30 protein-coding genes and 1 pseudogene are annotated in these 24,041 nt (G+C 42.0%); 14 read left to right on the top strand and 17 right to left on the bottom strand.

The annotated features are described in order from the left end of the window. Window positions 1-119 precede the first annotated feature (119 nt). Complete coding sequence (locus AXF12_RS01685; protein WP_066427922.1) at window positions 120-1,541, top strand: ATP-dependent DNA helicase; 1,422 nt, start codon at window positions 120-122, stop codon at window positions 1,539-1,541. A gap of 55 nt (window positions 1,542-1,596) precedes the next feature. Here AXF12_RS01685 and AXF12_RS01680 read toward each other — a convergent pair whose 3' ends face one another. The 3 genes from AXF12_RS01680 to AXF12_RS01670 are packed head-to-tail and all read right to left on the bottom strand — an operon-like array spanning window position 1,597 to window position 3,834. Beyond that, complete coding sequence (locus AXF12_RS01680; protein ID WP_009420813.1) at window positions 1,597-1,944, bottom strand: phage holin family protein; 348 nt, start codon at window positions 1,942-1,944, stop codon at window positions 1,597-1,599. Next, entirely contained in the window at window positions 1,929-2,699 is a 771-nt protein-coding gene (locus AXF12_RS01675; protein ID WP_066427921.1) for an alpha/beta fold hydrolase, read from the bottom strand. Before AXF12_RS01675 ends, AXF12_RS01680 begins: the two co-directional genes overlap by 16 nt. A 19-nt stretch (window positions 2,700-2,718) precedes the next feature. Continuing rightward, a complete protein-coding gene (locus tag AXF12_RS01670) occupies window positions 2,719-3,834 on the bottom strand; it encodes a glycoside hydrolase family 6 protein (RefSeq protein ID WP_066427920.1) in 1,116 nt (371 codons plus the stop codon). A gap of 183 nt (window positions 3,835-4,017) precedes the next feature. Here AXF12_RS01670 and AXF12_RS01665 point away from each other — a divergent pair, with 183 nt between their 5' ends. Beyond that, the gene (locus AXF12_RS01665; protein WP_231909874.1) at window positions 4,018-4,734 is read left to right on the top strand and encodes an IS5 family transposase; all 717 of its coding nucleotides are present in this window, start codon (window positions 4,018-4,020) and stop codon (window positions 4,732-4,734) included. 87 nt (window positions 4,735-4,821) lie between these two features. Here the strand turns inward: AXF12_RS01665 and AXF12_RS12215 are convergent, their stop codons facing one another. After that, window positions 4,822-4,986, bottom strand: a complete 165-nt coding sequence (locus AXF12_RS12215) for a hypothetical protein (RefSeq protein ID WP_159429725.1) — start codon at window positions 4,984-4,986, stop codon at window positions 4,822-4,824. 598 nt (window positions 4,987-5,584) lie between these two features. Here AXF12_RS12215 and AXF12_RS01660 point away from each other — a divergent pair. The 4 genes from AXF12_RS01660 (at window position 5,585) to AXF12_RS12210 (ending at window position 7,022) form a co-directional block, all read left to right on the top strand. Then, window positions 5,585-5,953, top strand: a complete 369-nt coding sequence (locus AXF12_RS01660) for a PadR family transcriptional regulator (RefSeq protein ID WP_066427919.1) — start codon at window positions 5,585-5,587, stop codon at window positions 5,951-5,953. 1 nt (window position 5,954) lies between these two features. Further along, complete coding sequence (locus AXF12_RS01655) at window positions 5,955-6,371, top strand: hypothetical protein (protein ID WP_066427918.1); 417 nt, start codon at window positions 5,955-5,957, stop codon at window positions 6,369-6,371. Between the two features lie 116 nt (window positions 6,372-6,487). Further along, a complete protein-coding gene (locus AXF12_RS01650) occupies window positions 6,488-6,892 on the top strand; it encodes a hypothetical protein (RefSeq protein ID WP_074861066.1) in 405 nt (134 codons plus the stop codon). Continuing rightward, entirely contained in the window at window positions 6,876-7,022 is a 147-nt protein-coding gene (locus AXF12_RS12210; protein ID WP_159429724.1) for a hypothetical protein, read from the top strand. The genes AXF12_RS01650 and AXF12_RS12210 overlap by 17 nt, the downstream gene beginning before the upstream one ends. A 181-nt stretch (window positions 7,023-7,203) precedes the next feature. On the opposite strand, the gene AXF12_RS01645 is transcribed toward AXF12_RS12210, so the two are convergent. The 4 genes from AXF12_RS01645 to AXF12_RS01630 all read right to left on the bottom strand — a co-directional run bounded on the left by AXF12_RS01645 (window position 7,204) and on the right by AXF12_RS01630 (window position 11,011). Continuing rightward, entirely contained in the window at window positions 7,204-7,488 is a 285-nt protein-coding gene (locus AXF12_RS01645) for a hypothetical protein (protein ID WP_143325077.1), read from the bottom strand. 10 nt (window positions 7,489-7,498) lie between these two features. Beyond that, complete coding sequence (locus tag AXF12_RS01640; RefSeq protein WP_066427915.1) at window positions 7,499-9,115, bottom strand: DUF6138 family protein; 1,617 nt, start codon at window positions 9,113-9,115, stop codon at window positions 7,499-7,501. A 123-nt stretch (window positions 9,116-9,238) separates the two neighbouring features. Next, on the bottom strand, window positions 9,239-9,976 hold the full coding sequence (locus AXF12_RS01635; RefSeq protein ID WP_066427914.1) for an esterase family protein: 738 nt from the start codon (window positions 9,974-9,976) through the stop codon (window positions 9,239-9,241). A gap of 144 nt (window positions 9,977-10,120) precedes the next feature. Next, window positions 10,121-11,011 carry an alpha/beta hydrolase gene (locus AXF12_RS01630; RefSeq protein ID WP_197697140.1) on the bottom strand — a complete coding sequence of 297 codons (891 nt, stop codon included), beginning with the start codon at window positions 11,009-11,011 and terminating at the stop codon, window positions 10,121-10,123. A 211-nt stretch (window positions 11,012-11,222) separates the two neighbouring features. Here AXF12_RS01630 and AXF12_RS12205 point away from each other — a divergent pair, with 211 nt between their 5' ends. The 6 genes from AXF12_RS12205 (at window position 11,223) to AXF12_RS01595 (ending at window position 15,961) form a co-directional block, all read left to right on the top strand. Next, the gene (locus AXF12_RS12205) at window positions 11,223-11,405 is read left to right on the top strand and encodes a hypothetical protein (protein WP_066427912.1); all 183 of its coding nucleotides are present in this window, start codon (window positions 11,223-11,225) and stop codon (window positions 11,403-11,405) included. A 442-nt stretch (window positions 11,406-11,847) separates the two neighbouring features. Beyond that, window positions 11,848-14,040, top strand: a complete 2,193-nt coding sequence (rnr, locus tag AXF12_RS01615; RefSeq protein WP_066427910.1) for a ribonuclease R — start codon at window positions 11,848-11,850, stop codon at window positions 14,038-14,040. A 129-nt stretch (window positions 14,041-14,169) separates the two neighbouring features. Beyond that, window positions 14,170-14,754: an NAD(P)H-dependent oxidoreductase gene (locus AXF12_RS01610; RefSeq protein WP_066427909.1), complete on the top strand. Its 585-nt coding sequence runs from the start codon at window positions 14,170-14,172 to the stop codon at window positions 14,752-14,754. Window position 14,755: 1 nt separating this feature from the next. Continuing rightward, complete coding sequence (locus AXF12_RS01605; protein WP_231909875.1) at window positions 14,756-15,235, top strand: DinB family protein; 480 nt, start codon at window positions 14,756-14,758, stop codon at window positions 15,233-15,235. A 207-nt stretch (window positions 15,236-15,442) separates the two neighbouring features. Continuing rightward, a complete protein-coding gene (locus tag AXF12_RS01600; RefSeq protein ID WP_143325076.1) occupies window positions 15,443-15,658 on the top strand; it encodes an antitoxin in 216 nt (71 codons plus the stop codon). A gap of 3 nt (window positions 15,659-15,661) precedes the next feature. Then, window positions 15,662-15,961 carry a type II toxin-antitoxin system YafQ family toxin gene (locus AXF12_RS01595; RefSeq protein ID WP_066427906.1) on the top strand — a complete coding sequence of 100 codons (300 nt, stop codon included), beginning with the start codon at window positions 15,662-15,664 and terminating at the stop codon, window positions 15,959-15,961. A gap of 215 nt (window positions 15,962-16,176) precedes the next feature. Here the strand turns inward: AXF12_RS01595 and AXF12_RS01590 are convergent, their stop codons facing one another. The 3 genes and pseudogenes from AXF12_RS01590 to AXF12_RS01580 form a co-directional block, all read right to left on the bottom strand. Continuing rightward, a complete protein-coding gene (locus AXF12_RS01590) occupies window positions 16,177-16,506 on the bottom strand; it encodes a type II toxin-antitoxin system RelE/ParE family toxin (RefSeq protein ID WP_066427905.1) in 330 nt (109 codons plus the stop codon). Continuing rightward, window positions 16,494-16,730 (bottom strand): hypothetical protein, encoded by a 237-nt coding sequence (locus tag AXF12_RS01585; protein ID WP_066427904.1) that lies wholly within the window; start codon window positions 16,728-16,730, stop codon window positions 16,494-16,496. Before AXF12_RS01585 ends, AXF12_RS01590 begins: the two co-directional genes overlap by 13 nt. A gap of 176 nt (window positions 16,731-16,906) precedes the next feature. Next, window positions 16,907-17,704: pseudogene (locus tag AXF12_RS01580) on the bottom strand (aldo/keto reductase). An 813-nt stretch (window positions 17,705-18,517) separates the two neighbouring features. Between AXF12_RS01580 and AXF12_RS01575 the strand changes: the two are divergent. Beyond that, complete coding sequence (locus AXF12_RS01575; protein ID WP_066431675.1) at window positions 18,518-19,210, top strand: LysE family translocator; 693 nt, start codon at window positions 18,518-18,520, stop codon at window positions 19,208-19,210. Between the two features lie 183 nt (window positions 19,211-19,393). On the opposite strand, the gene AXF12_RS01570 is transcribed toward AXF12_RS01575, so the two are convergent. From AXF12_RS01570 to AXF12_RS01545, 6 genes are all read right to left on the bottom strand, one after another. After that, on the bottom strand, window positions 19,394-19,900 hold the full coding sequence (locus AXF12_RS01570) for an OmpH/Skp family outer membrane protein (protein ID WP_066431673.1): 507 nt from the start codon (window positions 19,898-19,900) through the stop codon (window positions 19,394-19,396). Window positions 19,901-20,004: 104 nt separating this feature from the next. After that, entirely contained in the window at window positions 20,005-20,520 is a 516-nt protein-coding gene (locus AXF12_RS01565) for an OmpH/Skp family outer membrane protein (protein WP_066427903.1), read from the bottom strand. 144 nt (window positions 20,521-20,664) lie between these two features. After that, a complete protein-coding gene (locus AXF12_RS01560) occupies window positions 20,665-21,495 on the bottom strand; it encodes a class I SAM-dependent methyltransferase (RefSeq protein WP_066427902.1) in 831 nt (276 codons plus the stop codon). A 109-nt stretch (window positions 21,496-21,604) separates the two neighbouring features. Next, window positions 21,605-22,162 carry a hypothetical protein gene (locus tag AXF12_RS01555; RefSeq protein WP_066427901.1) on the bottom strand — a complete coding sequence of 186 codons (558 nt, stop codon included), beginning with the start codon at window positions 22,160-22,162 and terminating at the stop codon, window positions 21,605-21,607. A gap of 52 nt (window positions 22,163-22,214) precedes the next feature. Further along, complete coding sequence (locus AXF12_RS01550) at window positions 22,215-22,712, bottom strand: hypothetical protein (RefSeq protein ID WP_066427900.1); 498 nt, start codon at window positions 22,710-22,712, stop codon at window positions 22,215-22,217. An 18-nt stretch (window positions 22,713-22,730) separates the two neighbouring features. Next, window positions 22,731-23,078: a hypothetical protein gene (locus tag AXF12_RS01545; protein ID WP_231909876.1), complete on the bottom strand. Its 348-nt coding sequence runs from the start codon at window positions 23,076-23,078 to the stop codon at window positions 22,731-22,733. A 183-nt stretch (window positions 23,079-23,261) separates the two neighbouring features. Between AXF12_RS01545 and AXF12_RS01540 the strand changes: the two genes are divergently transcribed. After that, window positions 23,262-23,999, top strand: coding sequence for a class I SAM-dependent methyltransferase (locus AXF12_RS01540; protein ID WP_066427899.1), 738 nt, complete (start codon window positions 23,262-23,264; stop codon window positions 23,997-23,999). Window positions 24,000-24,041: the final 42 nt, after the last annotated feature.

Raw genomic sequence — 24,041 nt, 5'->3', positions numbered from 1 at the left:
ATTCTATAAATTAATAATAACTTTCTTGACTGGTATTGCGCAAAACTACAATCTTTTTTTGAAACAAAAAAATTATTTTAACTTTTTTTTATAATTTTGCTCTCAGAACTGTTTTTATTATGAACGAAAAAGCCTTTTTTAGTGCCCTTATTAGTGTCTTTAAACACGAGCCTACTCCTTCGCAAAATATTGTTTTACAAAAGATTACAGAATATCTATTCTCGGTGAATGCTTCTGATAAACTTTTTTTACTAAAAGGTTTTGCTGGAACTGGAAAAACTTCTATCACCAACTGTCTTATCCGTACTTTACCGCTCATAAACCACCAATCGGTGTTATTAGCACCTACCGGTAGGGCAGCCAAAGTGATGACCTATTTCACCCAAAGGCAGGCTTTCACTATTCACAAATATATTTATTATTCCAAAGCTGATGGTATTGATGTATCTTTCAAACTGCGTGCCAATAAGCTCCAAAATACTTTATTTATAGTAGATGAGGCTTCAATGATTGCTGATAACGACTATCAACTCTTTGAGCGCCCTTCATTATTAAACGACTTAATGCGCTTTGTGTATTCTGGGAAAAACTGCAAACTATTACTTATAGGCGATACTGCGCAATTGCCTCCTGTTAATACCCTCGAAAGTCCTGCACTGAATATTCCTTATTTAGAATATCAGTTTCAAAAAGAAGTACTCACGGTTACGCTTACTGAGGTGGTACGCCAGCGACGGAAGTCGGGCATATTGCGCAATGCTACCCGTTTGCGCAAGCACATTTTCTCTTCGCTTGCTGAAAAACAGTTCGCTTTTAAGATAAATCATCACCCTGATATAATACGACTCACTGACGGGGCTGAAATACAAGACGCTATCAGTGAGGCGTATGACGATTATGGCTCAGAAGAAACTACGGTGATAGTGCGCTCCAACAAGCGTGCGGTGGCTTGGAACAACCAAATACGCAGGGTGATTTTAGACGTTGAAGACGAAATAGCTGCCGGAGACTTGCTAATGGTGGTTAAGAATAATTACTTTTGGTGTAAGGATAATTCGCAAGTGAGTTTTATTGCCAATGGTGATACTATAGAGGTATTACAACTTTATGACTTTACAGAAGCTTATGGTTTCTGCTTTGCTGAGGTATCGGCTCAGCTTATTGATTATCCCGAAGTACCTCCGTTTGATACGGTTATATTATTAGATACCTTAAACAGTGAAGCTCCTGCTTTATCACCGGCTCAAAGCAATCAGCTTTATGAAGAAGTACTCGCTGATTACGCTGATGAACCTACGGCTTATAAAAGATATCAGAAAGTGAAAGAAAACCCTTATTTCAATGCTTTGCAGGTGAAGTTTTCGTATGCGATTACCTGCCATAAGAGTCAAGGGGGGCAATGGGACGCCGTGTTTGTGGAGAAACCTTACTTACCTGATGATATCATAGATGAAGGTTACTTGCGATGGCTTTATACGGCTATCACTCGTGCTAAAGAAAGGGTGTACTTGGTAGGATTTAAAGACGAGGATTTTGGTTGAGAATTAAGAGTTGAAGAAAGATGAGTTTTTTGAGTGACTTCAACTTTGGCAATAATTAGTTTCTTACTTTCCCAAGAGGAGCGAGAGCTAATGCCTGAGCTAACGAAAGACAAGTGCTGAACATCAGTCCGCCCCAGAAGCCGTGTACTACAAAGCCACCTACTAATTTGCTTGCCAGAAGCACAATTACAGTGTTGATGATAAATAAAAAGAGCCCAAAAGTCATAAAGGTAATAGGGAAGGCAATGAACTCTAATATAGGGCGTACAATACCATTGAGAAGTGAGAGCACAAAGGCTACCACGAGTGCTGTGAAGAAGTTCTCGATATGAGCACCTACATTTAGGTAGCCCAATACAAAAACAAGGGTTGCGGAGATGAATAAGCTTATAAAGTATCGCATAGAAAATGTATGGTTTTATTGTAAAATTCAGTAGGGTTTTGAGCGTGTAACCAGTGTCCTGCCTTGCTCACTGTATCGATAATAGCGTGCGGAAAGTGAGTGTGAATAAGGGCTTCGTCTTCGGGCATCACATACTCAGAATACTCTCCTTTTAGAAAGAGTGTTTTACCTTCGAACACGTTGCTATCGGGGAGTTCAGCACCTATCTCGCTTTCATTCTCAATTAAAGCAGGGAGATTCAGGCGCAAGCCCAATCGGTCTTTGGTTTCCCAATAAAGGTTTTTCAGTAGGAACTGTCGCACTCCTATATCACTTACATAAGCCGAGAGCGCTTCATCGGCTTCGGTACGTGAATGTATCACATCGAAATTTAAGGACGCTAAACCTTGTAAACAAGCTCCGTGATGCTCAGGAAAGTATTTAGGCGACATATCAGCAACGATAAGAGAAAGCACTCTATCGGGGTGTTCGGTAGCGAAAAGCATTGCTGTTTTGCCTCCCATAGAATGCCCCATCAGGTGAAAGACTTTCAATCCGTGAGCATCAGCATATGCAAGCAAATCTTGTGCCATTAGAGGATAGCTGAAATCGGGGCTGTGAAAACTACGACCGTGGTTGCGTTGGTCTACTAAATGCACTTGAAAGCCCGCTTCGGCATATTTGAGCCCCAAAGTACGCCAGTTATCTGACATACCCAAAAAGCCGTGCAGGATAATGAAGGGAGTGCCTTCGCCTATAATTTGAGAATGTAACATAGTTATTTAGTAAGATAATTTAAAAGTTGTTAGGGACTTTCCACTCTTCTATAATTCCTTTTTCAATAGCTTTTTGCACTAATGATTTTGCTACTGCAGGATACCAAGAGCCTGCCTCAGGATCGCCATTGGCACAAGTACCATCGGATAAGCCAGGATGTTTAATCCACAAATAAGCGTCGGCGTGAGGAGCAGAGGTTTTGGTGGTAGGGCGTACTCCTAAAGCAGCGTTGAAATTGTTACAACTGTAATAATAAGCCTTATTGGTTTGTTTAGGGCTATCGATACCATTGCGGGAGGTGTCTATCACGTAGTATTTTGTGCCTAAGTTTTTCTTTTGGAGCGTTTGTACGAACTCTTCGCTCCACTTTTCAGCCCGAGGAGTCCCTCTATGGTCGGCGACGTTGGTAACAAAGCCACGCATATACCGGATACCGCCATCTATTACCGCTTGGGCAGCTTCTTCTTGTTTGAGTTCTGTTCCGCCAATATGCAAATACAGCAACGCATTTGGGTTGTTATCAGTAAAAGTCTTTCCTACATAAGTGAGGAGTTCAGCGCGTTCTTTGTATTTTGCATCGTTGTATTTCCAGCCTTTCTTTAAACAAAAGTTATGGGCATCGGGTTCTACAATCACTATTATAGGGGTTTTGCCAATAATAGCACTGGTGCGATTTATCCACTCTTTATAAGAAGCAGCCGTTTTATGACCTCCGGTTGAATACGAACCACAATCTCTATAAGGAATACCGTAGAGTGTGATGATAGGTGTTTTTTGTTGTGCCTTTGCGCCTTCGATGAGGCGTTTTAAGGTACTATCGTCGAAGGCTTTTACGCCTTCGAACCATTCAGCTGTGGGAGTAGCGGCTATTTGGTAATAGAGTTTTTTTAAGAAAGGGTCTTTTTCTTGCTTAGTCATTTCATAAGCCTTAGTTTCAGTAAAGAGATAGAAAGGCTTGGAATAAGCTAATAAAGAACTGTCTCCTTTTTTAGGTTCTTCCTTTTTAGGGTTCTCTTTTTTAGGATTTTCTTTTTGTGGAATCTCTTCAGTGTTACTGTTTTTGTTACAAGAGATGATTGCGAAGGATATCGCAATGATGAGATAAACATACGTTAAAATAATATTCTTTTTCATTTGATAATATAAAACCTGTTTAAACTTTTCAAAAATAAAGGAGTTCCAGAATTTTTAGTACTTTTGTATTGTCAAACTAAAAATCTAAAAAAAACTGGAACTATGTGCAAAGATACAATAATTAATTGGATTATACCTTTTTTGAGTGTAGGAAAACGAGGATTTTCTTCAAAATTCTGTCTTATGAAAATTATTACACTGATTTTTAAGAGATTAAAAACAGGATGTCAGTGGAGAGAAATTCCTATAAAAGAGCAATTTGAAGAGGGAGAAAGCTCTTGGAACACCATCTATTACTACTTTAACAAGTGGAGCAAAGACGGCTCATTTCAGAGGGTATGGCTTAATATTTTAGAGAAAAACAAGAGTAAGTTAGATCTTTCTTGTGCTCAAATAGATGGTAGCCATAGTAAGACAAAAGGAGGAGAAAGTAGAGGGTTTCAAGGTAGAAAAGCAGCTAATACGACAAATGCTATTTTCCTTTGTGATAATCAGGGACAAATGTTAGCAATGAGTCCTCCAATGGCAGGAAATCATAATGACCTGTACGAAATAGAGAAGAATCTAAAGGCTATTTTTGAGTTCTTAGAACAGGCTGATATAAATACAGAGGGACTATTTATAAATGCAGATGCAGGTTTTGATAGTAAGTCTCTTAGAGATTATTTAGAGAGTAAAGATATTGTTGCTAATATCAAGGGAAACCCAAGAAATGGAGGTGAAAGAGATAATTATTTTGATGAAAAGTTATACGAAAGAAGATTTACAATAGAAAGGGCTAATGCTTGGATAGATGGGCAAAAAGCTTTATTGGTCAGATATGAAAAGTTAGATGTCAATTGGGTGGCGATGCATCTATTAGCATTCAGTTTTTTCTTCCTTAGAAAGATAAAAGTTTAAACAGGTTCAATTTCAAGTACTATATAAAATCTTCAGGGTGTTCTTTCTCGTATGCTTCCCATTCACGAAGAAAGTCCTCATCAGTAATCAGCACAGAAAGATGAGGACTAATGCTGCTAACAATCCAAGCCTACTCCCTTTAACATTATAACTACTGTGGTATTCAGCTCTTTTTATAGTGTTTTCTAAGTTAGGATATTGCAGGCGGTATCGTTCAGCAATAGATATAGCCTCTTTCTCGGTATGTTTCATACTGTTCTAATTATCACTATTCGCTATGCACTGTAAACTATTCACTATGCTCTGAGTACCCCTATTCTTGCTGCAAATATACAAAATATTCCGTAACCACAAAGCCCGTGCCCTCCTGTGCCCTAACCCCTAATTGGGTTCACTTAGGGTTTAGATAGGGTTCACTACGAACACAGATCGAACACAGAACGGACACAGATCGAAGGATAGTAAGACCTTAGTAAGAGGATAGTAAGAAGATAAGCGAATTTTAATGCTATAAAAACCCTATTTTCAAGGGATCACAAAAGAAGAAAAATCAGTAATTAGAAGCGAGTAGCAAGTAGCCCACCTGCGCCCCTGAAGCCTCAGGCCTCAAGCCTAAAACCTGAGTGCAAAAGTACAAAATAATTTTCAATAAGCAATGTGCTATCTGCCCAAAAAGCGATATATGGCGCATTAGCACCTCATACCCCAGACCTCAAACCTAAAAAATATATACCTGATTATCTGTACATTATAATTTATGTATAAAAATAATCGCAAAAATATTTGGCAGTATAAATAAATAGTAGTTCCTTTGCACTATACAAGTTGATTAATACCAATAGTGTAACATATGGAACAAAGTAAATTATTGACAGAATTGTTACAATCGTGGGAGGATACCTACAAGAAAGGACAACTGACCTTGTGGATATTCCTCGCCTTGAAACACGCTCCTAAGTACGTCGATGAAATCAAAGCTTTCATCAGCGAGAAAACGCGTGGCACGCTCCTCTGCGAAGAGCAAAGTCTTTACAGAGCACTCCGTAAGTATGAGTATATCAATGTGGTTAGCTTTGAGTTGCGCAAAGGCAACAAAGGACCCGACCGCAAATACTATCTCCTTACGCCTTTGGGTGAAGCCCTCTTCAGTGAGTTCGTACAGAGGAATATCACCCTTTTTTATCAAGAAGAAATTATAAACCTTTTAAAAGAGAAATAAAATGAAAATCACAAAGTATTTATTAGTTTTTGCACTTGTAGCCGCCGTGCTTTCGCTGTGCTACAGAGAGGTATTGAGTTTTGGGGTAGCACACCACTATACCGGCATTATAGGGCTTGTTTCCTTGCTCTATTTTGTAACAATGTTCGCTGCAGGGTGGATCACAGGTTATAGAGAAGCCCGTTATTTGCCTATCGCCGATATAGGCTTCCGTTGGCATTTGACTACCTATCTTATCTTTATGGCAGTGGGAATACTCTGGCATACCTTGGGATGTGCAGCCCCTAATGAAAGCATTGTAGCACTATGGCGCACAGCCCTCTCTTGGGGAATATTACTGCTTATCCACTTCGTCTTTTATCTATGGAGAAGACGCAAGAGCATCAACGGCTTAAAGAAAGACGAAATCTTTGAGTGAAAGTTTACTTTCTGCACTCTGACCCTTTGATGATCACCACTTCAAAGGGGTCAGAGCTCAGGAGTAACCCGTAACACTACCCTCTGGCACCCACCAAAAATTATCCACTATACACTATGCACTATTCATTAAAATCAATCTTATTATCCTTTCTTATTTTGCTTAGTTTTCTCAGTTTTAAAACTACTGACAAAGTCAATTCTTATGTTGAGTTTTGTCTCATTACAGGCGTTGCCCTAAAAGATGCTACAGCACAAATCTCCAAAGAAGGTACCGCCACACTTCCGCTTTACGTAAAGGTACTTTCCGTACACCAAGCAGGCAGAGCAGATAGCGGCTGTCTTTCCCCTAAAGCACAAGAAGAAGTGTTTTTTAGCATTGACAGCCCTCCCATGCGCGCTGTAAAGAAAGGCACAAAGGTGTATATCCTCAGTGAAACAAAAACTTGGAATGAAGGTGGTTGGAGCAAAACCAGCCTCCTTACTGAAGAAGAGGCAAAGCAATATGTATTTAGCAAATAGCCTTACAGCTTCAATTCTCATCCCTCAAAACCCTCTTAAGTCCCTCTATATCAGGCAGCACTTCCCTAAGTCGCTGAGGCATATCGGCAGTGGTGCTATAGCGCGCTACGTCCAAAATATTGGCACCTGAAGAAACTCACTCTGTTGCAGCACCTCAAAAGCAGGCAACCGAATGGCATTACCAGCCTGTTGCAATTCGTCAGTCGCAACTGACGAATTGAGATCTAAACCTATAAACCCCACAGATTACCAACCTTTTGTAATTGGGAAACAAGTTGTTTCCCAATTCATTATACATTGTGCAATATACATTATACATTATCAATTACTTTCCTTGCCTCCTCTTCCTTCAGCCCTTTATACTGCAATAAATGACCTTCAAAAGGATTGTATACAACACTCAATGAGCCATTTTTGTAGGTAAAGCTATAAAAATCCACCTTGGGGGCAGCTGCTTTATGGGCAAGGGTAACCGTTATTTTATCTACAAAAGTAACCTCTGGGTGTGCTTTCAGCCGCTCTATAAACGCCAGCACGCCCTTATCATCCAACCTATAAAAAGGATGTGAGTAATCTAATACGATGTCTCTATTCATACCCCATACCTCAAACCTTCACACCTACTGCATACCGCACTGCCTCCTGCTCATAATCCTCATACTTAGCGAGCTCTTTTTCCAATAGCGGTAAGTTAGCCTTGTCCTTAAAGAACGCTTTGAGTGCCTTATACTTGCGCTCAGATTGTGAGGATAGTATCCCCGCACAAATCACCGCAAAGGACGCTTCCGTGATGCCATACCGCTCAATGAAGTTGTCGATGTAGTGCAACTGTGCCATCTGGTGCTCCTCGTCTACGGTCTCAAAGTAAGTTGTCAAGAGCGGAAAATACGCCTCACTCACTAACCCCAAGCCCATTACGGCATACGTACCAGGGAGCACTGCCTTCTCACCGTCCTCCACGTCCTCATACCACGCAAACTCCTGCATCGCTACTCGCGCATAAGCCTCCAACGCAGGGTATAGCTCAGGGTATTGCAACGCATTAGCAAAAAAGCGATGCGTAGCCGACTTTGCCAAGCCTTTTACAGGCAGATAGCACTTCGCCCCCTTGCCCTTGAGTGCTATGTGATAACTCGCAGGGAAGCCTCTCTGCAACAGGTTCGTGATATATGCTAAACCCTTGCGATACGCTTCTGCGCCTTCTTGCTTTACGGTAAGGGTCATACAAGCAAATATATCGTTCGCTGTAGCCTTTAGGTCAGCATCGTCATAATGGAGTTCCTCCGCTGGGATTACCCCCGTACCTTCTTTCAAGTAGCGCGCTGCTGTCTCGGAGTGGAACTCCTTAGCCGCCAGCTCCAAATTGTCCTTAGCAGCGAGCTCCCCATTCTTGTAGCGAATCGAGATATAAGCACTGTAAACAAAGAAGTCGAGCATTGCAGCATCTACTGCACTCGGGTCAAAGTCCGCTTTAAGGGTATAGCTATCGCTCCAATCGCCTTTTTCTATATCAAAGTACAGCGGACGAAAGACTTCTCTTTCCCACGCTCTGAGATAGTACGTAGCGGAGTTCACAAGATAGTCTTTCTTCTCCTGATAATGCTTCTCCTTTGGCAACACCTCAAGGATATGGTTTATAATCTCCTTTACCCTATCGTAAGAGTACCCCATAAGCGGAAAGTCTACCAAACACTGCATAAGGATATATATTTCAAAACCTTGTTTTATAGGTCTCGTCCCGAAGATAACTTCTTCTACATACCTATTCACACGTGCTTTAAGTTCCTCGCGCAGCGGCTCATTCACCAAAGTAAACTCCTCATAGTAAGTACACCCCCTCAGACGAAAGTCAAGAATTGCCTTTACCTGATAGCGGAAAAGTCCCTCATACTCCTTAGCAAACACGAGCGAGTATAGCACTTCTTTCAGCGCAGGGACAATCTCCTCCGTTAGCTGCTCGCGGGTAGGCGTCTCTTCTAAGGCAATGCGTATATTCTTAGTCGGCTTGCTATGCCACGAAGGAGCCGAATCCCAGAGGTTCAGCAGCTCGGGGTTATACCGCAGTTTGAGGTAATCCACTACCCCCTCCTGTATCTCACAGCGGATAAAAGGAGCCAAGTCCTCTGTCTTGACGATCTCCTCTGTAAAATCTTTCTTTCGCTTATCCAGCACTTCTCTAAAACCTTGCAGCACCTGCTGTGTCATTGTTGCTGTTATATTCATCTTTTTTAGTGTATAGTTTTATAGTGAATAGTGAAAAGTGTATAGTTCGCAGTGCTGAGCACTTTTCTCTTTTCACTGTACACTGAGTTCTGACAGCTGACACCTCCCCTCATACCCCATACCTCAAACCTCAAACCTCAAAAAATACGGCATCTGCACGCGCCACCAAGGCCAGTCGTGTGCCACATCATAGCCCCACTCGTCAAACCACGCAGGGATATGCTTCTCTTCAAAAGCTGCTTTTAGGTTGTAGAACGAAGGCAAGCCGTCCTGTTCCCACGCCCCTAAGCCTGTGCATACGATGATATCCGCCTCACGATAGCGGTCGATAAACCACGAGTCGTTCTGTAGCCAAATATTGTCGCTGGGCGAATTGCGAAAGACAGCCGCATCATCGCCGTACTCCCCACAGAAGAAACGCGCATCGTACACCCCACTGAGCGCAATCACCTTGTTGAACACATCAGGGTGTTGCAAAAAGATATTCAGCGCGTGGTAAGCACCCATACTGCAACCCGTGGTCATCATCGGGTCAAACCAACCCGTATGGTGCTTGATAAAAGGGATTGCCTCCTCAATCACGTACTTCTCAAAGCGCGTATGCGCCTCCGCCTTGTCGTGCGCACTTTTGCTCTGGCAGAGCCAACTCTCATTGTCGATGCTGTCGAGGGTGAAGAACTGCACTTTACCGCTGTCGATAAACCACTGGCAGGCTTCAATCATCCCAAAGTCAGCATACTCGTAATACCGCCCCCCAGAGGACGGAAATACCACTATCGGCAGTCCCGCGTGCCCATAACGGTTCAACGGCATCTCTCTGCCCAAATTTCCACTGTAATGATGTAAATGTTCGAAATTCATATGGTTGTCTTTTTAGGTATTGTTTTCTTATATTCTAACAATTTATTTCGTTCTTTGTACATCCATACAAAAAACGAGAAACAAACTTTGGCATTGCTGTCCGTTCTTTCTTCGTTCTTTATCCGTTATCACCTGTCCTACCCCCTACTCTCCCCACATCTCACTTAAAAACCGCAGACATTCGGGCAGGAAGGCTGCCCAGCATTCCTCGCTGTGGGTACCTTCGGCGATGACGTTCAGCGAGATGTTCTCGGTGGGCATCCCTGCGTCAATCAGCTGACGGTAATAGTCCAGCGAGGCACTGATGTACGACTGCTTTACGTTGCCGTAGGTAAGCCCTTTGTCGGTGTCGTCACCCTCCTGCGTACCTACCTCGATGTATACGCGCTGATGTTCGTCGAGGGTAAACTTCTTGATATAACGCTCGAACTGCTCTAAATTCAGCCAGTTAGCTGAGGAAAACACCCCCAGACCGCCGATCTTATCCTTGTATGCCAGCCCCATATACTGAGTGATGTTCGCCCCGAGCGAGCTGCCTATCATCACCGTATGCGCCTTGTCGGTCTTGGTGCGATACTCACTGTCGATAAAGGGCTTTATCACCTGCATCACAAAGGCGGCGTACTCACTGCCCACTCCACCCACGGAGTAGTCGAAGGAGAGCTCAGGAAGGTCGGTAAAGCGCCACGGAGCGTACTCATTCATACGGTTGTCCTCATCGTTGTCAATACCCACCACGATCATCTTGGGCATATCAGGATTGCGGCGAATGGTCTCCACCACCTTCCACGAATGACCGCTGTATGCCTCACGACTGTGGAAAACGTTCTGCCCGTCGTGCATATACACCACGGGGTAAGCCGCATCGGGGTGCTCGTCGTAGTCGGCAGGCAAAAGCACCCTCACGCGCCGCATCTTGCCCGTATAGGGCACTTTCAGTTGATGTGTCTTCATTTCTAAATAGAGCAAACTTTGCTTTCTGTCTTTCATAACCACCAATATAATCTTCGCGCAAAGGTACACAATTTTTGCCATATAACGGCTATCTTAAAGAAAAATAAGTTTTTAGATACGAATGACCACAGAAGTAATGCAAGGTACAAAATTATCAACAAGGCAACTGATAAGTTTTTGTAATCGGCTCAAAATAAAGCCACTCAAAATAGGCGGTTTTGTGGATAACTTTTTCAATAAAAAGTACTAAAAAATTTGGAAGAATCCGTCGGGTGTATATACAGCAAGGGAGATGAAAAAAGCAAATTTATTTATCATAAAATATCCACTGCAAGAGGCAGAGTTATCAACAAGGACAGCGATAAAAAGTTATCGACAATCGGTTGTTGATAGCGCAAAAAAGGTTATTAACAGTTTTGATTATACCGCTGTAAAACAAGGATTTTACGGGGGTAATAGTGTTAGTAAATATTGATAAAAAAGTATAAACGAGATAAGCAAATTTTAAGCGAAAAAGTTTTGTGTAATTTGCACCCGATAATAATAATAACCCTTCTTTTTTATAAAAAAATTTCTTTTATTTTTATTTATAGAATTGTTGAAATCTCAGCAACGAGCGAGAAAAATTTTGCGGATTGTTTGGCAGATAGCGTAGAATAGTGTAATTTTGTATTTTTACAAACTCCTGCGATTAGGAACAACCCCCTATAGACATACTCCTGCTTTGCGCCCGCGCAGGACTACCTTCAAAGGGGAGGTTAACGTACCGCAATCTACCTAACATATTGAAAAAGTGCTTTTGCTCACTGCAAATCCCCCTTTGAAGAGGGTAGGGGGTGTAAAGAATAGTATGTGAAGGGTTGTAAATTAATAAGTTATAAAAAAGAATTGTATATAAATATTTTAATTAAAGAATTATGAAAAGAAATCGTAAAAAACAAGCTAAGAAAAAGCAATACGAACTCACCAGAGGGATTTTTGAGGTGCTGGAAAAACACCCTAATGAGAGTTTTAATTACAAACAAATCGCTGCCAAATTGGGGGCTGATGAGCCTTCCAAGCGCGATATGATCATCAAGAAGCTCGTGCAGCTGAAAGAGAAAAAGAAAATCGTGGAGGTGGAGCGCGGCAAGTATCAAGCCTTGTCTTCGCAGCACTACTATACCGGTACGCTCGATGTGAACCACAAGGGCAGCGGCTATGTGATTGTAGAAGGATTGGATCACGACATCTACATCGCGCCCAACTTTTTGAACAAGGCACTCCACGGCGATTTGGTGGAGGTGTATGTATTTCCGCGCTTTCGGGGTCGTAAGAAGCTCGAAGGAGAGATTACCAAAGTGTTGGAACGCAATAAGATGCGCTTTGTCGGTACGGTGCAGCTGAGCAAGAACTTCGCCTTTGTGCTGCCTACCGATCACCGTATGTATACGGATATCTTTGTGCGCAAGAGCGACCTGGGCGGGGCAGAGAATGGCGACCGTGTGATTGTGCGTATCGATGCGTGGGAAGGCAAATCGCAGTCGCCAATGGGCGTGGTAGAGCAGATATTGGGCAAACCAGGGGAACAGGATACCGAAATGCACTCTATTTTGGTGGAATACGGGCTGCCGATTTCTTTCCCTGTCGAGGTAGAGGAGTACGCCAAAGGCTTGGACGTAAGTATCAAACCCGAAGAGATAGCTAAACGAAGAGATATGCGAGAGGTGCTTACCTTTACTATCGATCCTAAGGACGCGAAGGACTTTGACGATGCGCTGTCGTTCAGAGTGTTAGAGAACGGCAATTACGAGGTAGGCGTACACATTGCGGACGTGTCGCACTACGTAAAAGAAGGCACGATATTAGACGATGAGGCATACGAGCGGGCAACCTCCGTCTATTTGGTGGATAGGGTAGTGCCGATGCTACCAGAGGTGCTCTCCAACTTTGCTTGCTCCTTGCGCCCTAATGAAGAGAAATATACCTTTTCGGCAGTCTTTGAGATGAACAAGAATGCACAGGTGCTCAATACGTGGATAGGGCGGACGGTAACGCTCTCCGACCAGCGATTTGCCTACGAAGAGGCACAGGAAATCATCGAAAGAGCAACAGTGGGGTCGGAATACCTTATGAGTGCAGCAACCTCGCTTACGGGCTTGGAATATAGGGTAGGGGAGGAGATAGTAGATGCCACCCTCACGCTGAACGACTTGGCAGTACAGCTCAGGGAACGCCGTATGAAGCACGGGGCTATCTCCTTTGACAAGGTAGAAGTGAAGTTCGATTTGGACGAGAATAGCAATCCGATAGGGGTGTATTTCAAAGAGGCGAAGGAGGCAAATAAGCTCATTGAGGAGTTTATGCTCTTGGCAAACCGCAAGGTGGCGGAGTTTATCGCTAAGCAGAAGAAGACCTTTGTCTACCGTATCCACGATGAGCCTGATGGTGAGAAGCTGACCATCCTCAACGGCATAGTGCATAACTTCGGTTATAGCATCGATATGAAGGATAAGAAGACGATTAGTCATTCCCTGAATAACCTATTGGAAAGCGTCAAAGGCAAGCGCGAACAGAACTTGGTGGATACTTTGGCGATACGCTCGATGGCAAAGGCGGCGTACTCTACTAAGAACATCGGGCACTATGGGCTGGCTTTTGATGATTACACCCACTTTACTTCGCCCATACGCCGCTACCCTGATGTGATGGTGCATAGGCTGTTGCAACTCTATTTAGACGGGGCACCCTCGCAGAGTGAAGAGCACTATGAGGAGAAGTGTAAGCACTCCTCACAAATGGAGAGCTTGGCAGCCCAAGCCGAGCGCGACTCTATCAAGTATATGCAGGTAAAGTATATGGAGCAGCACAAGAACCAAGTGTTTGCAGGTACCATCTCAGGGGTAACCGAGTGGGGTATCTATGTGGAAATCAATGAGAACAAGTGCGAAGGCTTGGTACGGGCGCGCTCGTTAAAGGACGATTACTACGTCTTTGATGAGACGACTTATTCCTTAGTGGGCGAGGTAACTAAGAACGCTTACCAGCTCGGCGATGAGGTGATGATACGGGTGGTGAACACCGACCTGATGAAGAAACAAATGGACTTTGAGTTAGTGAATAACGAATAGGTCGTAGGACGACAGGTGCGAGCCGCACGGGCAATTAAATAGGAGAGGGGTTTATAAACTTCTCTCTTTTTTATTTGGTGGAATGGGAGAAATGTTGTAGTTTTGCGGGGTAAATTAATTTGTAATATAATGAAAATACTTTTAATTAATGGAGGTAAGGAATTTGGACCTTCAGGAGGTAGGTTGAATACTACTTTACAAGAGCAAGCACGTGAGGTACTTACGGCTATGGGGCACAAGATACGTGAAACAGTGATTGACAGGGGATATGACATAGAAGAGGAAGTAGAGAAGTTACTATGGATGGATGTAGTAATATGGCAAATGCCTGCTTGGTGGATGGCTGAGCCGTGGATAGTAAAACAATACGTGGATTATGTGTTTTCTCGGGGTTCTGGGAAGTTATATAACAACGATGGTAGGCATAGGGTGACACCTACAGAAGGATATGGCACGGGCGGCTTATTGCAAGGTAAGAAGTATATGATTTCAGGTACTTGGAATGCTCCAATAGAGGCATTTACCCGTGAAAATGATTTTTTTGATAGAGCAGGTATTGATGGTGTGTATTTGCATTTTCACAAGGCAAATCAGTTTTTAGGTATGAAGCCTTTACCTACTTTTGTGTGTATGGATGTGGTTAAGAACCCGCAAATAGCGCAGTACTTAAATGATTATAAGTTACATTTAGAAAGTATATTTAATAACGAATAATATGCAACATTTAATGATGACCACAGAAGAGTGGTTTAAGGAGTGGGAAGGCAATCGCCGCTTAACGCGCAAGGTGATAGAGACGTTCCCTGAGAAAGAACTTTTTGAGTTTTCTATCGGCGGTATGCGTACGTTTGCTGAAATGGTTTATGAACTTATACAATTTTCAGTAGAAGTAACAGAACAGCTTATTGATAATAAGCCTTTTCCTCTTGATAGAGAACACCGTAAAGATTATGGAGTTACTAAGATTGCTTTGTTAGCTTCGTGGGATAAGTCAGTATTGTTAGCAGCAGAGAATTGGAAGAAGATTCCACAAGAGCGTTTTCAAGAGATGTTTAATATGTATGAGAAATTGAATGCTCCTGCTTGGAAGAATTTGCTTTATGTTTTGGAGAATGAGATACACCACCGCGCTCAAGGCTATGTCTACCTCAGAGCATTAGGCATTGAGCCGCCTGTGTTTTACGATAGGAGTTAAAATAGTGCATAACGAATAGTGTATAGTGTATAGTGGCGGTGCGACTGCACGGGCAATAAAAGAGAGTAGGAGAGGGGTTTATAAAACTTCTCTCTTTTTTATTTGGTCGTAGGACGACAGCCAATTTTTATATTTGGTGGAATGGAATAAATGTTGTACCTTTGTGCTTTAAATACTATAAGAATTTGATTTATGAATACAACTTTAATGAGAGCAGAGATAAACAATGTAGATATACCTATCATTGAGGCTATACTTCAAAAATTTAGTGCAAGGAATATCTATTTCGAGAATGTAGATAAAGAAGAACGCCCTAATGCGGTAACTTTACAGGCAATGAAAGAAGTAGAGCAGTTGCGCAAAGATAAAAATAGAAAGCGTTTTACCAATGTTGATGATTTAATGGCTTACCTAAATGATTAACCTATGGAAAAACCGCTTTATATACTGACTCCTTCAGGGCAGTTCAAGAAGGATTACAAGAAATACAAGAATAATCCTACTAAGGTTGAAAAGATAGCTAAGACACTTTTACTATTGGAAGAAGGAGGGGTTGATAACCTTCCTGCTTCTATGAAAGCACATTTCTTAACAGGTAATTACAAAGGACATTTAGAGTGCCATATAGAACCTGATTTACTCATTATCTGGTTACAATATGATGAGGAAGAAAAGGAAATCTTTTTAGTGCGTTTAGGTTCTCATTCTGAATTGTTTAGTAAATAGTGTTTGTAATGGAAAATAAAATACTTATATTCACTTGTATTGACTACATAAAAGACAATTGTATTTACGATTTTCTTGACGACTTTTTTCAAGAATACGCCTCTTACGATTATGAGAGTTTTATCGATAAATTATGTAAGATAGACAAGGGATTAAATAGGTGCGAGCCGCACAAGCGACATAACAATTGCTTGTGCGGCTCGGGTTTGTTTGTGCTAATTTGTTGCTGTATTTCGTCTGTTGTCGCGGAAGGAGATAATGCTAATATGGTCTTTATGTACTTGGTAATAAAGGCTAAAGTTTTTGAGTATTACAGCTCTTCGTACTTGTAAATTGGTATCTCTGTTGGTGATAAATTCACCGCCTACGACACTGAAAATTTCGGGAAATCTTGCTATGAGTGTTGTAATCTCACTTACTTTATTGTCTAACTTTTCGGGAAACTCATAAGAATAAGTATAGCCGTACCAAAAGTCGAGAATAAAGTCATATTCTGTAGAGGCTTCATCAGCCCATAGTACTTTTAATGGCTTTATTTCTTCCATTGTTCGAACTTTTTGGCAATTTTCTCTCTAAGTGCTTCATTTGTGATATAACGCCCTGCTTTCATATCTTCAATGCCTCTTAGAATAGATTGTTGATGTGCTACGGGAATGATTTCTACCTCATCGTTAAGGGTTATTTCGAGTACATCACTTGTTGTGAGCAGTTCTGAAATGCGATAAGTTTCGCTCTTGGGTACTTTTATTGTGAGTGTGTCTACTTCCATATATTTATTTTTGTGGCGGTATGACCGCAGCGAATGATGCGGCAAAGGTACGAAATACTATTTAATGAGCAATGATTGATGAGTAATTTTGTGTGAGCCGTATAGACAATTAAAACGAGCCGCACAAGTGATTGTTATATTGCTTGTGCGGCTCGGGTTTTTATGAGGTATTTTGTTTAATCGGTGATGACGTAGTTTTCACGGAGCATTTGCTCTATGCCTAGGGCTTCTGGGTCGAAGGCTCCTTTACCTGTGTCGAGGGCGCGAAGGGTGTTCATTTCGGCTTCTGTGAGGGCAAAGTTGAAAAGGTCAATATTGCCTTTAATACGCCCTTCATTGGTTGATTTTGGTAGGGTAACAACTCCTTCTTGGTACTCAAAGCGCAAGATGATTTGTCCTGTATTTTTGCCGTATTTCTCTGCCAATCGTACGATTTCGGGCTGTTGGAGTAGTTTAGCATCACCGTGCCCAAGTGGATACCACGCTTCGAGTTTTACATCGTCTGCTTCCATCAGTTTGCGAAGTTCTTTCTGTTGGAAGAAGGGATTGAATTCCATCTGATTGACAGCGGGTTTGGTTTTGAATTGTGGTATAAACTCGCGGTAAAACTTAGGTGTCATATTGCTAACACCTATGGAGCAGAGTTGTCCTGCTGCTTTGGCTTCTTCCATAGCGCGCCACGTGCCGAGTATATCGCCATAGGGCTGGTGTATGAGGTAGAGGTCGATGTAGCCGTGGTCTTGTATCTATATTTTGCTGGTAACGAATATTTCCTCACGTGGGATACCGCTATCGCGTACAGCTTTTCCCACAGAGGCTTCGTTAAAAAATCCTGCTGCCGTATCGATATGTCGATAGCCAGCACGCAACGCAGTAAGCGTTGCTTCGTAGGTCTCTTTCCCTTCTGGAATGAAGGGAACACCAAATCCAACCGCAGGAATGCGATTGCCATCATTAAGTTTGATATAATTCATTTTTTTATGTTTTTAGATGATGCTACAAAGGTACAAATTAATTTTTAATGAGCAATGATTAATGAGTAATTTTTGGTGCGAGCCGTGTGAGGACAATAAAAGCGAGCTGCGACAAATAACGAGCACTAACCGAAGACTGAGGTTGTTATTCGGTTGGTGTTCGGTTTTTAACTACAAACATTTAGCGAAAAGTGTGTGGTAATTTGTGGTGTTTATTAGGTGATAGCTACTGCCTGCTCATTGCTATAGGTTTGTTGTTGAGGTCTTTATGTTTTTGGTTAGATATTAAATACTTAAAAATTGCTTTTTTCTTGTTTTATATCGTTTTTTATTGCTAATTTTGCAGCGTGAAAAATCAGGGGTGTAGCAGCAGAATATAACACTTATTTTTTAATCTTGCAAGTATTTGCTGTACTTTTTTTAGGGCTTTTTATACTTTTTTTGTCCCTTGATTTTCAATGGTTTGTTCTATTAAAATTCCCTTATCTTCTTACTATCCTCTTACTATCTTCTTACTAAGTTCTTACTATCCTTTTATATGTGTTCGTATTGCCTTCGGATATTGTTCGGATATTGTTCGGTGATCCTTCGTGTTTTTTTCGGGGGTGATAGGGTGTTTTTTCGGGGTGGTAGATGTTGTGATTTTGTTAATGATTATGGGTATTTTTTGATAATTATGGAATAAGGAGTAGGGTATAGTTCATAGTGCATAGTGAGCGTATTATTATGCACTTTTCTCTGTGCACTATGCACTAATTAAAAATTATTTTGTACTTTTGTGCACTTAAATGCTTTGAGATGTTTTCGGATATATTGATAGCTGATGTGTTGCTGGCCTTGCCGATGGGTTTGTTGCTGGCCTTTACCATTGGGCCTGTGTTCTTTGTGCTGATAGAAACCGCTATTACTAAGGGGTTTAGGGCAGCTATTGCCTTTAATTCGGGGGTGGTGCTGGCCGATGTGGTCTTCATACTGATTGTGTATTTCACTACGAGTAGTTTGCTCAATGAGCTCAAAGATGAGCCTGCACTGTTCGTCTTTGGGGGACTGATAATGGTGGGTTATGGGCTTATTTCGTTTATCAAGTTGAAGAAGGATTTTAGGCTTACGATGGCACAAAAGGAGCGTGGTGAGGACGCGGCTTTGTATATGAAGCGTGTGAATTATATTGCACTGGCAATCAAGGGGTTTCTATTGAACTTTATCAACATTGGGGTGCTCGGGTTTTGGCTTGGGGTGATTATCGTCTTTGCCCCTAAGTTGGATATGAATCCGCATCGTATTACGGTGTTCTTTGGGTCGATTATCTTGGTGTATTTTGCTATTGACCTCATTAAGATACTGATTGCTAAACGTTTGAAGAATAAGCTCACGGCGTATCATATTTATAAGATTAAGAGAACTATAAGCATTATACTGCTCGTCTTTGGGGTGTTTTTGATAGTGCAGGGGTTCTTCCCTAATGCAAAGAAAGGGTTGCAACAAGAGCTGCATATTACTGAATAGTGCACAGTGAATAGTGCATAGTTCACAGTTAGTGTATAGTAAAAGGGTCGTATAGCAATTGCCGTACGACCCTTTTGTTATTCGTTATGCACTATTCACTGTGCGTTATGCACTATTCACTGTGCGCTATGCACTATTCACTGTGCGCTATGCACTATTCACTGTGCACTGTACACTATAAAACTATTTCTTGTACTTACTATTGAGGTATTTTACAACGTCTTCGGTGATGTCTTTGTTGTCTTTTCCGTAGAGGACGCTACCGCCGTCATTGGCTCCGAGTATAAAGGAATAGCCTTTGTCTTTGCCGTATTCTTTGATAGTTTTCTTTACTTTGCTCAGCAGACTATCCATTTGGCTTTGGCTTTCTTGCTGTATGCGCATTTCCTCCTGTTGTAAGTGTTGTTGTAATATTTGGCTCTTTTGCATCAGTTCGTTGTACTTTTTCTGAGCCACGTTCTGTGGTAAGGTTTTCGACTGTGCATCAAAGGCTTGCGCTTCGGCTTGGAAGGCTTTGGAGATGCTGTCGCGCTTCATTTGGTAAGCATCTACTTGTTTTTTGAGGGTAGCCTCGATGTCTTTTTTCTCTTGATAGTCGTCAAGAAGCTTAGTGTTGTTCACAAAAACGATCTTGTCCTGACAAGCGGTAAGGCTTAGTAATGCTACGCCTGCTATAACTAATTTTTTCAGCCGTAGGACGGCAGCCAATTTATTATTTTTCTTCATTGTAAAATATATTTTATTAATTCGGGGGCAAAGATACGAATTAATGTTTAATGATTAATGTTTAATAATTAATTTTTTTTGTATTGCTGGTTGAGGTAGCGAATTAGCTCATCGGTGATGTCTTTGTTGTCTTTTCCGTAGAGGACGCTTCCACCCTCATTGGCACCGAGTATAAAGGTGTAGTTATTTTCTTTGCCGTATTGCCTGATAGCTTCTTTGAGTTTGGTTGTTAATTCTGCTAATTTTTTATTGCTCATTTGAGTAAGCTGATACTCTTCATTTTGCAGGTATTGTTGTAGTATTTGCTGTTTTTCCATCAATTTGTTGTACTTTGTACTACGGATATTTTCTGATAGTGTTTTTACCTCTTCGTCGAATTTACGGACTTCTACTTGAAAGGCTCGTGAGATGCTGTCGCGTTTTGCTTGGTGTGCGTCTGCTTGTTTTTTGAGTATAGCTTCGAGGTCTTTTTTTTCTTGCCACGCATCAAAGAGGCGTTTGTTGTCTACAAAGGCAATTTTTTCCTGTGCACTTATGGTGAGTGTAAAAAGTGCTGCGATACTTAGTGTTATGATTCTTTTCATTGTATATAAATTTTATTGATATAATTTATCATATTTATAGTTTTTACTTATTAAAAACAGCTCTCAGAAATAGGGCTATTTTGCATTATTTTATTTTTCTGAAGCTCGTATATGTTTACGGTTAGGATATGCGGTTATTGGGGCTTATTTTAAGTTTTTGTCTTTTTTGAGTACGTAAATATGGGATGAATACTCTTTTTTGCGTATTCCGTAGGCGTTGGAGCGCAATCCGTTGATGATTCCTTTGAGGAAGGACTTTTTGCCTGTGCGATATTGTTCGGAGAGCATCGAGACGTAGAAGGCGTCAAAGAGCATCGGTTTGGTGGCGATGAGGGTGAAGACTCGTGGGGTGAAGATGCGCTCGATGCTCGTCTTGGAGAAGTGGTGCAGGTGTCGGGGTACGTCGTAGGCTGCCCAATAGGCTCCGTAGTGTTGGGCGTCCCAAGAGCGGTAGTTGGGCACGGCGATGATGAGCGTGCCGCCGTCTTTGAGGAGGGCGGTGATTTTGTCGAGCTCGGTTTGTAGATTGGGAATGTGTTCGAGTACGTGCCACAGGGTGATAACGTCGTAGGAGTGGGGGAGGAGCTGCTCATAACTCTCGGTGAGGGCGATGCCTTTCTCGGCGGCGCGTGCACGTGCTTTGGCGTTGGGCTCTACACCTTCAGCGGTGATGCGGGGGTGGGCATTGCAGATACGGACAAAGTCGCCTGTACCTGCCCCGATGTCTAAGAGGCGGATATTGCCCTGCACAGTGGTGGTAACCAGGCGGCGTTTTTGCCTGAGTTGGTAGTTTTTCACGAGTTGATAGATACGCTCAAAGAGGGTACGCTTGCCATCGGTGTGTGAGATATAGTCGGGGCTTTCGTAATAAGCGGCGAGGTTATGGGGTGGGGGAGTGGTCTCATAGAGGTCGAGAGCCTCGTTATAGACAAGGGTAAAGGACTGGTGCGATACGCTGTAATCGGTTATTTTCATTAGCTTTTAGGTCTCAGCTTTTAGCTTTTAGACGCGATTAATTATTTGATTCATAGTTTATTATGAGTGGTTAGGGATTGGTGGTTAGTAAATAATGTTCCACGTGAAACTATTCATAGATTCTTCCCATTTCGAGGAAGAAGCCAAGCGTCTCCCAACTCATAAGGAGGAAAGTATCTTCGTCATCGCTGTTGTCAGCAAGTCCGCAGGCACCGCATTCTAAATAGGTAAAGGGGTCGAAGTTATACCAGCGGTTGCCTGTCTCGGAGTTGATACCATAGTAACGCTGGTCGTCTTCTAATTGCTTACCGATCATACGATGGAGGTTGGCTATTTGGAAGAGTAGTGTTGCCTCAGCAAACTCATAGCCCGATAGTTCAGTAACGATACTGCGGTCTACCTTATCGCGAATGGTATCGGCAGTAAGTTTCTTCTGCATTACGTTTAAGTCTGGGGGAGCGGTATAGCTAAACCATTCTTCTTTAAAGGCGGGAGCCTTAGCACTGAAAGCGGTTTCCAGCAAGGTGAGGAGTTGTTCGGCGGTAATGTTACTCTCCTTGTAGGGTTGCAACAGTTGGTATAGAGTGCGGAGATAGGTTTCTAAATCGCGCTCTTGAAATTGGTTGCGGAATGATGCTACGGCATCGTGAAATTCTTTGTAAGTCACGGCAATAATGTTTAATTATTAATTATTAATTATTAATGTTTCACGTGGAACGTTATTTAATATACCCCTTATATTCTATGGATGTATCGTTATGCTTAATAGAAAGTATCCATTTACCAAATTCAGTAATTTCAATATCTATTATGTCTCCTTCTTTAAGAGAGTGGTAGGTTTTAACACCTACAATGTAACTGTGGAGATAATCATTAGGCTCAAAGAAGAGTCGGTAGTCATTGTCTATTCCTGATGCGCATTGCATTTTTTCGATATGTAAGCTAACGCATATTTTGTTTTTATGTAGAAGATCTTGTTTTATACTATTCTCACTAAAGAGTAGTTTAAAAATGCCAATATATATCATTATTGTGCAAATTATAAAAGCGACAAAGAATATATACATAAGGGTACTATCTAAATTTTGATGAATAGCATAACAAAAGAAACTAAAGCATATACCTACAAATATTGCTAAGGTGAGTGAGCGATGATATTTACGCTTAGCCTTTGTAAGTTCTGCTGCTGTCATTGGTTTTCTTGCGATATTTGTCATAATCAATAATGATAAATTTTATTTTCTCTTTCTCAAATACGCATACCATTTACGGGTTTTGAGGTAATTGAGATTGCTGTCGTTGTTGTATGCTTCGCGTTCGAAGAGGATATAACGATAGGCGGTGTACCAATTGCGGTATTTACAATAGTTGATGAGCAAGGCAAGGAGGTACCAGATATAAAAGGGCAGTACCAAGAGCTCGCGCTGTTGGGCGAGGTGGATACGCTCGTGGTTGATGAGGTAGGGGTCGTGGAGGTACTTTTCGTGAGTGACGAACACAAAAGGGTAGAGGGTAATACCTCCCTCACGAAAAGGCACTAAGCGCGGACAAACATAAAAACCCTTGGGTGATGTATAATTCATAATGCATAATGTATAATTACCAACGTTCCACGTGGAACGTTTAGAGTGCAAAAGTACAATTTTTTAGTGAATAGTGCATAGTGAATAACGGATAATTTTAGCGAGTTGGAAATTATGCACTATACGTTATACACTATTCACTAAAAAGTACTATCTTTGCAGTGATTTTAAATTATAACTGTGATGAAAGATAATAGCATACTTTGGAATGAGACGCTGCAAATGTATGTGCAGCATAGGGTGAGTCCTGATGGGAGGGATACTTTTGAGAGTACGCCCCAACTAACGGAAGCGTTGCAGGTGTTTGCTACCCATAAGACAGGGGACTGTCTTTTGGATTTAGGTTGTGGCTGGGGTGCATCGCTACAGCCTTTTGTAGGGCACTTTAAGCAGCTCATCGGCGTAGATGTCAGTACGGAGAACTTACAGAAGGCGCAGGCACTTTACGCAGCACAACCGCAAGTGCACTTTTTGCAAGGTGAGTTGCAAGACCTTCCCATAACGCCGCACTCAGTGGATTTGCTCATTTCATCATTGGTGCTGCATCAAGTGCCAGAGGAGAAGCAAGCGGCACTATTTTGCAAAATAGCCGAGACACTCAAACCAGAGGGGGAGATGGTTTTTGCAGATGAGTTGCTACTCTTTGACCCTGAAGCAGACCCTATGCGATTTAACGAGGTATACCGCTACTTGCTGGCCAATACGCTCCCAGCAACTATCTATGAGCAGCACATCAAGCCTTACCTTGTCGAGGGTTATACCTACACTTGGCAGGATATGAAAGAGAACACCCCACCACAGTTCTGGTTTCATTCTTTAAACGACCTACGAATAAAACTCTCAGCAGCGGGATTGGTGCTTAAAGAAGTAAAAGAGCTTACACCGTTCTTTGGAATGCTAAGGGTAGTGCACAGTGTATAGTGCATAGTGCACAGTGTATAGTGCATAGCGTATAGTACATAG

The organism is Capnocytophaga haemolytica, from assembly GCF_001553545.1.
Classification (GTDB): domain Bacteria; phylum Bacteroidota; class Bacteroidia; order Flavobacteriales; family Flavobacteriaceae; genus Capnocytophaga; species Capnocytophaga haemolytica.
This window is presented reverse-complemented; position numbering and strand designations above follow the sequence as displayed.